The organism is Clostridium sp. LS (genome assembly GCF_002760435.1).
In the GTDB taxonomy this organism is placed as follows: Bacteria; Bacillota; Clostridia; order Clostridiales; family Clostridiaceae; genus Clostridium.
Window position 1 is genome coordinate 1 of the sequence record NZ_AUUU01000053.1, and the last position, 8,145, is coordinate 8,145.

The window sequence follows — 8,145 nt, forward strand, 5'->3', positions numbered from 1 at the left end:
TACAAAAATATTTATTATTTCGGTAAGCTACCACATAAGTCTAGTTTACATGTTGTGTATCTATAGTAAAAAACTCAATTTAAATAAAGCCGTGAACTTATTTCGTTTATGTCTCTTACAACTAATTTCATATACTATTCTAAACATTATCTTCTAAAGTTAAACTTAATTCATTGTGAAATGGTTGTTCTTCAGTACTTTCTTGCTTTTTCTTATGAATTTTAGTTTCACCTTCTAAATTTTTAAAGGCTACTGATAGCATTAGCTTAATTCTATTCAATTGATTTACATTTGATGCACCTGGATCATAATCTATCGCTACAATATTTGAATTTGGATAATTTTCCTTTAAAGCCTTTATCATTCCCTTTCCAGTTACATGATTTGGCAAGCACGCAAATGGCTGTAGACAAACTATATTACTTGCTCCACTTTCTATTAGTTCTATCATTTCTGCAGTCAAAAACCATCCTTCTCCAGTTTGATTACCTAATGAAAGTATAGGTGAAGCCATTTTAGCTAGTTCTTTTATATGCTTAGGTTTAGAAAATCTGCTGCTCTTTTCTAAGCAGTTTTTCATAGTCTTTCTGTAGCTTTCCATATACATAATTGCTATATTTCCTAAATTCTTAGCCAGTTTACTTCCTGCTAAGTATTTAGCTTTAAAATCTGCATCAAAAGCTGAATAAAAGAAGAAATCTAAAAGATCTGGAACTACTGCTTCCGCGCCCTCGTTTTCTAATATTCCAACTATATCATTATTAGCTGTTGGATGGAATTTAACTAGTATTTCTCCAACAACTCCAACTCTAGGTTTATTAATATTTAACAATGGCATTTCATCGAATTCCTTAATAATGTCTTTTACATTTTTATTAAATTCTCTCTTACTTCCATTAATTAAATTAACTTTTACAATTTCATTCCACTTTTCATAAAGTTCATTTGCAGAGCCTTTAACTTTTTCATAAGGTCTTGTCCTATATAAAACTCTCATGAATAAATCACCATAGACTAACGCCATTATAGCTTTATGAATTAGTTTAGGTGTAATTTTAAAACCAGGCTGCTTTTCTAGCCCGACTGCATTTAAAGAAATTACTGGAACATTTTCAAATCCTGCATGTTTTAACGCCATCTTTAAAAATCCTATATAATTTGTTGCTCTACAGCCTCCACCTGTTTGAGAGATAATAACTGAAGTATTATTTAAATCATACTTTCCTGATTTCAATGCCTCTATTATTTGTCCAACAACAATTATTGAAGGGTAGCAGGCATCATTATTTACATATTTTAAGCCCTCATCAACCGCCTTCATATCCATTGATGGCAATACTTCTAAATTATACCCAGATGCTTTTATTGCTGTTTCTAACAAATTAAAATGTATTGGTGACATCTGAGGCGCCAATATTGTATGTTTCTTTCTCATTTCTGGTGTAAATACTGGATTCTTATATTCAATTTTCTCTTCAACGGGTTTATAATTCTTTCTTTCCCTTTCATCCATAGCAGCTTTTAAAGACCTAATCCTTATTTTTGCTGCTCCTAAATTATTCCCCTCATCTATTTTAAGGACTGTATATATTTTCCCTCTAGATGATATTATTTCAGAAACTTGATCTGTTGTAACAGCATCTAATCCACACCCGAAAGAATTTAATTGAATTATATCCACGCATGGCTCCTCTGCTACAAATGCTGCAGCTCTATACAATCTAGAATGATACATCCATTGGTCAACAACTCTTAAGCTATTCTTTAATTCTCCCAAGTGAGATACACTATCTTCAGTTAAAACTGCCATATCAAAAGAAGCTATAATGTCAGGAATACCATGATTTATTTCTGGATCCACGTGATATGGTCTTCCAGCTAACACTATTCCCTTCTTATTATTTCTTCTTAAATAATCTATAACTTCCTCACCTTTATTTTGTATATCTTTCTTAAATGCTTCTCTTTCAATACTTGCTGCTTTTACGGCTGCTTTCGCCTCTTGTAATGTAACATTAAACATTTTAAATTCATCTACTATTCGTTTTACAAGTTCTTTTTCATTGTCTAAGGATAAAAATGGCTCCATAAAGTTGATATTATTAAGTTTTAATTCGTCCATATTATTTTTAATAGTTTCTGGGTATGATGTTACCATTGGACAATTGTAATGGTTCTGGGCATCCTTAAATTCCTTCTTCTCATATGATATACAAGGGTAAAATATATTCTTAACTCCTCTATTAATTAGGTTCATAATATGTCCATGCGCAAGCTTAGCTGGGTAACAAGCTGATTCTGAAGGTATTGTTTCAATTCCTAATTCATATATCTTTTTGCTTGATGGTGCTGAAAGCTTAACACTAAAACCTAAATTTGTAAGCAAAGTGAACCAAAACGGATAATTTTCATACATATTAAGAACTCTTGGAATTCCAATTATTCCACGCTTTGCTTCTTCCTCTTTTAGTGGTTTATAATTGAAAGTCCTTTTATATTTATATTCATATAAATTTGGCAATTTATTTTCATTATGCTTTTCTATTCCTAATCCTCTTTCGCATCTATTTCCCGAAATAAACTCTTCCTCTGTAGAAAACTTGTTTATAGTTAATAAGCAATTATTTCCACACTTACCACATCTTCTAAATGATGCAGTCATCTCAAATTCATCTATTCTATTTCTAGGTAATAAACTTGATTTAGTACCTTCAACATATCTTTCTTTTGCAATAAGAGCGCATCCAAAAGCACCCATTAACCCTGATATATCCGGTCTTACTGTTTCACGTCCTGAAATAAGTTCAAAACTTCTAAGCACGGCTTCATTATAAAAAGTTCCACCTTGTACTATTACTTTTTCTCCAATATCTTTTTCATCTCTTAATTTAATTACTTTATATAGAGCATTCTTTATAACTGAATATGAAAGCCCTGCTGAAATATCAGCAACTTCAGCCCCTTCTTTTTGAGATTGCTTAACTCTTGAATTCATAAATACTGTACACCTTGATCCAAGATCAACTGGAGCTTTTGAAAACAAGGCTTCTTTTGCAAAATCTTCTACCTTCATATCAAGAGATTTAGCAAAACTTTCAATAAATGATCCACAACCTGAAGAACAAGCTTCATTTAACAAGATACTATCTATAGCTCCATTTTTAATTTTAAGACACTTCATGTCTTGTCCACCAATATCTAAAATAAAGTCTACTCCAGGTAAAAAGTAATCCGCTGCCTTATAATGTGCAATTGTTTCAATTTCGCCAATATCTATGTGAATAGCAGCCTTAATTAAAGCTTCTCCATATCCTGTAACAGTAGAATTTGCAATTTCTATAGTTTCTGGTAATTGCTCATATAAATTTTTAATAATTTCTACAACTTTATTTAATGGATTTCCTTCATTACTTCCATAGTAAGAATATAACAATTCCGAATTTTCCCCAATAAGAGCAACCTTTGTTGTTGTAGAACCAGCATCTATTCCTAAGTATGCCTTTCCATTATAACTTTTTAAATCTGCCCTTTTTACTACATTTTTGTCATGTCTTGCTTTAAATTCTTTATATTCTTCCTCATTTTTAAATAATGGTTCTAATCTTGGCTCCATATCATCCTTTATATTAGAAATATCTGAAACTTTATCAGCTATCTTCTTAAGAGATGTTATCTTTTCCTTTTGAGATAGTAGCGCAGCTCCTATAGCAACAAAAAGCTGAGAATTTTCTGGAGCAATAATTTGTTCATCTTTTAAATTTAGCGTTTCAATGAATCTTTGTCTAAGCTCTGATAAAAAGAATAATGGCCCACCAAGAAAGGCTACATTTCCCCTTATAGGTTTACCACATGCTAGACCTCCTATAGTTTGATTTACTACAGCCTGAAAAATTGATGCAGCAATATCACTCTTTTTAGCCCCCTCATTTATCAAAGGTTGTACGTCTGTTTTTGCAAAAACACCACATCTTGATGCAATTGGATATAAAACCTTATATTCTTTAGCATATTCATTTAATCCCATAGCGTCTGTGTTTAATAATATAGCCATTTGATCAATGAAAGCTCCTGTACCTCCAGCACAGCTTCCATTCATTCTTTGCTCTATTCCACCTCTAAAGTATGTAATTTTAGCATCTTCACCGCCAAGTTCTATTACTACATCCGTTTGCGGAATAATTGTTTCTACTGTTTTTGAACATGCGATTACCTCTTGAACAAAACCAAGATTTAACCATTTAGATACTGATAATCCTCCTGAACCAGTTATATTAATTTTACAGTTAATATCCCCTAAAGATTCATAGCATTCATTAATTAGATCAATAATTGTACTTCTAATATCTGAAAAATGTCTTTTATATTTGCTATATACTAAATTATTATCATCATTAAGAACTGCTAACTTTACAGTTGTTGATCCTATATCTAAACCAATTCTATAATTTACCATGTCTTTTTATTCACCTACTCTGTTTATTTCAATCCACTCAACTATTATCATAAAATAATTTAAAAATAATTCCATATGTATACTAATTTTTAGTTTTGTCTATAATTATAAAGTATTTAAGGCAATATTTGCAATTTATTTCTGGAGGTCACAAATGAATTATTTTAATGAAGGAAACAAATATTATAATGTTAAAGATTATGAGAAAGCTATTGATTGTTATAAAAAATCAGCATCTCAAAATTTAAATACAGCCTGTTCATATTATAATTGCGGCGTTTGTTTTATTAAGCTTAAAAATTTTGATGATGCAATAATAATGTTAAATAAAGCAATTTCTATAAAACGTGAAAGTAAATACTTCTTTAACCTTGGATACTGCTATGTAATGAAGGAATGCCTTAATACAGCACTGCGCCATTTTAACCTAGCTTGGTCAATAGATCCTAATGACAAAGACTGTGAGAAGGCAATTAATCTTATTATTTCAAAATTATATGAAAAAGCAACATAATTTACTTTACCATTCACCTACAATTTCTTCAACTTTATGTTTGTTAAATAAATTGGAATCAAAATAATTACCGCCATCGTAAAATGTTGGATCAACATTTATCCATATATTTTCATCATTTAAATAAACTTGATTCCATGCATGACCTACATACTGCCGGCCATCGTACGCCTGTCCACCTATTAGCCTAACTTTAAGATTTATGGATCTTGACATAGCTACATAAAGACAAGCTTTATCAAAACATATTCCAGATCTATTTTCAAAAGCAGTTATAGCACCACTTTCTGGCATTTGACGATAGTCTTTTTCATATAATACTTTATTAGCTTTATCATCATCATATTTTATATTACTTCCTACCCAAGTATACAAGATTTTTGCTCTTTCCCTATCACTTGTTGCATTTTTAGTTAACTCAATTGCCTTATTATCAATATCTTCATTTGACTTTATTCCCTCATCTATAGTAATTCCATTGTAAATAACAATTTGCTTTGAAGATTTATTGTTAAAAAATTTGGTAATAATATTCTTACTGCTTTCATTAGATGAGTTTTCCTGTTTGAGACCATTTTCTGAAAATGAGTTTATAACTTTTGAATTAGATAAAATGGCTGGAAGTACTAAAAGCCCAATAACTAAACTTATCTGAATACATCCTGAAATAATTCCAGTAATCACAGGTAAAAATTTATTTTCCTTCATGATTTGTCCTCCATAGATAATTATCTCTGCCTTCCACTAATTTATATTCTTATTATATCAAAAATAATAACATTAAGCATATTTAAATTGCCTGCTCATTATTATTTAAGATATCTTAAGTTTTTACTCATAACTTTCAAAAGACATAATTTCTTTTACAACGCTATTAGTAATATCAATACTATAACCCTTAGAAATAAGATATCTATATAATTTACCTGAAATTTTATACTCATCAGTTTCATTCTTAATTATTGAATTATATTTTTTCTTCCCAATGTTAAATGCAACAATTTTTTCATTTTCTGTGCTCAGATTAGTTAATTCCTCATCAATTATTTCTCTGGAAATCCCCTTTTGAATTAGCGCATATCTAATTTTCTGACTTCCCATTGAATTTAATTTATCATTTATAAATGCTTTTGAATAATTAGTATCATTTATATAATTATACTTTTTTAAAAAATCAATGCAATAATCAACAGCATTGTCTTCATACCCTTTTAATTTCAACTTTTCTCTTAATTCCTTTTCAGTTTTATAGGTTCTCTCAATAATTCTAAGTCCTGCCTCTTTGCACCTTGCCATACTATCCTTTTCAGCTAAAGCTTTTAATTTATCAGAATCTATATCATTATTTAGCTTAAGTCCTTCCTTATAGACTAATTCAGCAGAGATAGAAAAGGCATATTCCCCATCTAAAAATAAATTAACTCTTTCCTTATTTCTCTTTTGAATTTCCATTTTCGTTACCTTCGACATAATAATTTTTCACCTTTTTCTAAAATTATCTGTATTAATTGGATTTTAATATATGAATTGTTGGTCTTTTTAAGACTTTTTTACCTACTTCATTAATTTTAACTGTATCCAATGTATTTAATCTGTGCATATCATTCACAAATTCAAATATATCCTCATCTTCTAGTGCCTGATGGAGCATATAATTACAAAGTTCTGAAGAATCTTCTAAAGTTGATATTACTGCTGTCTTATGAACTTTTTTCATTATGTTTAAATCTTTCTCTCCAATTTGAATTTTACCCTCAGTAATATTCTTTAAAGTTTCATCAATGGCATCTTTAGTCTCATCAATATTTTCCTCACTCACCGCAGTATATATATATAAGGTTTTTATATTATTTGTAATTTCTAAATGAGTGTATATATCGTAAGCTAACCCTCTATTTTCACGAATTTCTCTAAATAGTAGTGAGTTTGAACTTTCTCCAAGTCTATGATTTAATATTCTAAGAGGCAATTCATCATCTTTGCTTAAATCATTGAATGTATATAAATAAACTATTGTGCTTTGTTCAATATCTTTTTTATAACTAATTTCTAATTTTTCTTTGTTCTTTTCCTTTATTATATTTACAAAGTCAGGACTTTCTCCTTGCCAGCCATTAAAATGAGTTTCTATTAATTTTATTGCCTCCTCGTGACTTAAAGATGATACCATAGTTATTAGAGAGTTTTTTGGTGTATAATATTTATTATAATATGATACTATCTCTGTTCTGGTGAATTTGGACACATTTGTTTCAAGGCCAGTCACTTCATATTTAAGTGGACTTTTAGTAAATGCAATTCTATTTACATTCTTAAAACTAAAATCTTCTATATCGTCCTTACTCATCCTTATTTCCGATAAAATTACCCCTCTTTCTTTCTCTATCTCTGCCCCATCAAAGGCTGGGTTTATAATCATATCGCCTAAAAGCTCTATAGCATTTTCAAACTCTTCCATTAGACAACTTATTGTATATACAGTTGCGTCATAATCTGTATATGCATTATATTCTCCCCCTAAAGCCTCTAGCTCCTCATTAAGTTCTTCATCACTTCTATTTTTAGTTCCTTTAAATAGTGCATGTTCAATAAAATGACTTATGCCTTTTTCTTTCATATTCTCATATATGGCTCCAACTTTAACTCCTATATTAATTGCCGCAATTTGAGTATCTTTTTGTATTGTTATTACTTCTAACCCATTTTCTAAAGTATGTCTTTTAACATCAAAATTTAATTTTATCATTTACTAATCTCCTAATTGTATCACTAATCTTCTAAGCTATATAATAAAGATTTTTATCTTTTTCATCAGTATTTAAACTATATATTCTTACAAATATTCAATCTATTTATGAAGATATTATAAAATATACCTATTCTAATAATATCATAAGTGGAAAATATATTCCTATAATTTATTCATTTTATAATTAAAGTCAATAATATAAGTTATAGTTAGTTCTAAGTCATTTAACCATAACCTGCATTCTTCTAATTAATTTAAGTTATAAATATTATCTGCAAGCGAAATCTTATTGCTATTTATAATATTATATTATAAATTAATTAATATAAAGTTTTTGTTTTTAATTATAGATACCCAATTTAAGAATTTAACTTATACATTCAATTAATTTGCTAATTTACTTGAGTTAGATTAATGTATATGTCAAGT

Annotated in this window: 5 protein-coding genes; 1 reads left to right on the top strand and 4 read right to left on the bottom strand. The window is 29.1% G+C overall.

Annotated features, from left to right (window positions below; translation table 11 throughout):
• Nucleotides 1-139: 139 nt before the first annotated feature.
• A complete protein-coding gene (locus tag COL3_RS14010; RefSeq protein WP_008422283.1) occupies nt 140-4,453 on the bottom strand; it encodes a 2-hydroxyacyl-CoA dehydratase in 4,314 nt (1,437 codons plus the stop codon).
• Between the two features lie 154 nt (nt 4,454-4,607).
• Here COL3_RS14010 and COL3_RS14015 point away from each other — a divergent pair, with 154 nt between their 5' ends.
• Complete coding sequence (locus COL3_RS14015) at nt 4,608-4,967, top strand: tetratricopeptide repeat protein (protein ID WP_008422285.1); 360 nt, start codon at nt 4,608-4,610, stop codon at nt 4,965-4,967.
• Between the two features lie 6 nt (nt 4,968-4,973).
• Here COL3_RS14015 and COL3_RS14020 read toward each other — a convergent pair whose 3' ends face one another.
• The 3 genes from COL3_RS14020 to COL3_RS14030 form a co-directional block, all read right to left on the bottom strand.
• Nucleotides 4,974-5,675, bottom strand: a complete 702-nt coding sequence (locus COL3_RS14020; protein WP_008422287.1) for a transglutaminase-like domain-containing protein — start codon at nt 5,673-5,675, stop codon at nt 4,974-4,976.
• Nucleotides 5,676-5,798: 123 nt separating this feature from the next.
• Nucleotides 5,799-6,437, bottom strand: coding sequence for a recombination regulator RecX (gene recX, locus COL3_RS14025; protein ID WP_035283146.1), 639 nt, complete (start codon nt 6,435-6,437; stop codon nt 5,799-5,801).
• Between the two features lie 34 nt (nt 6,438-6,471).
• A complete protein-coding gene (locus COL3_RS14030) occupies nt 6,472-7,713 on the bottom strand; it encodes a pitrilysin family protein (protein WP_008422293.1) in 1,242 nt (413 codons plus the stop codon).
• Nucleotides 7,714-8,145 lie beyond the last annotated feature (432 nt).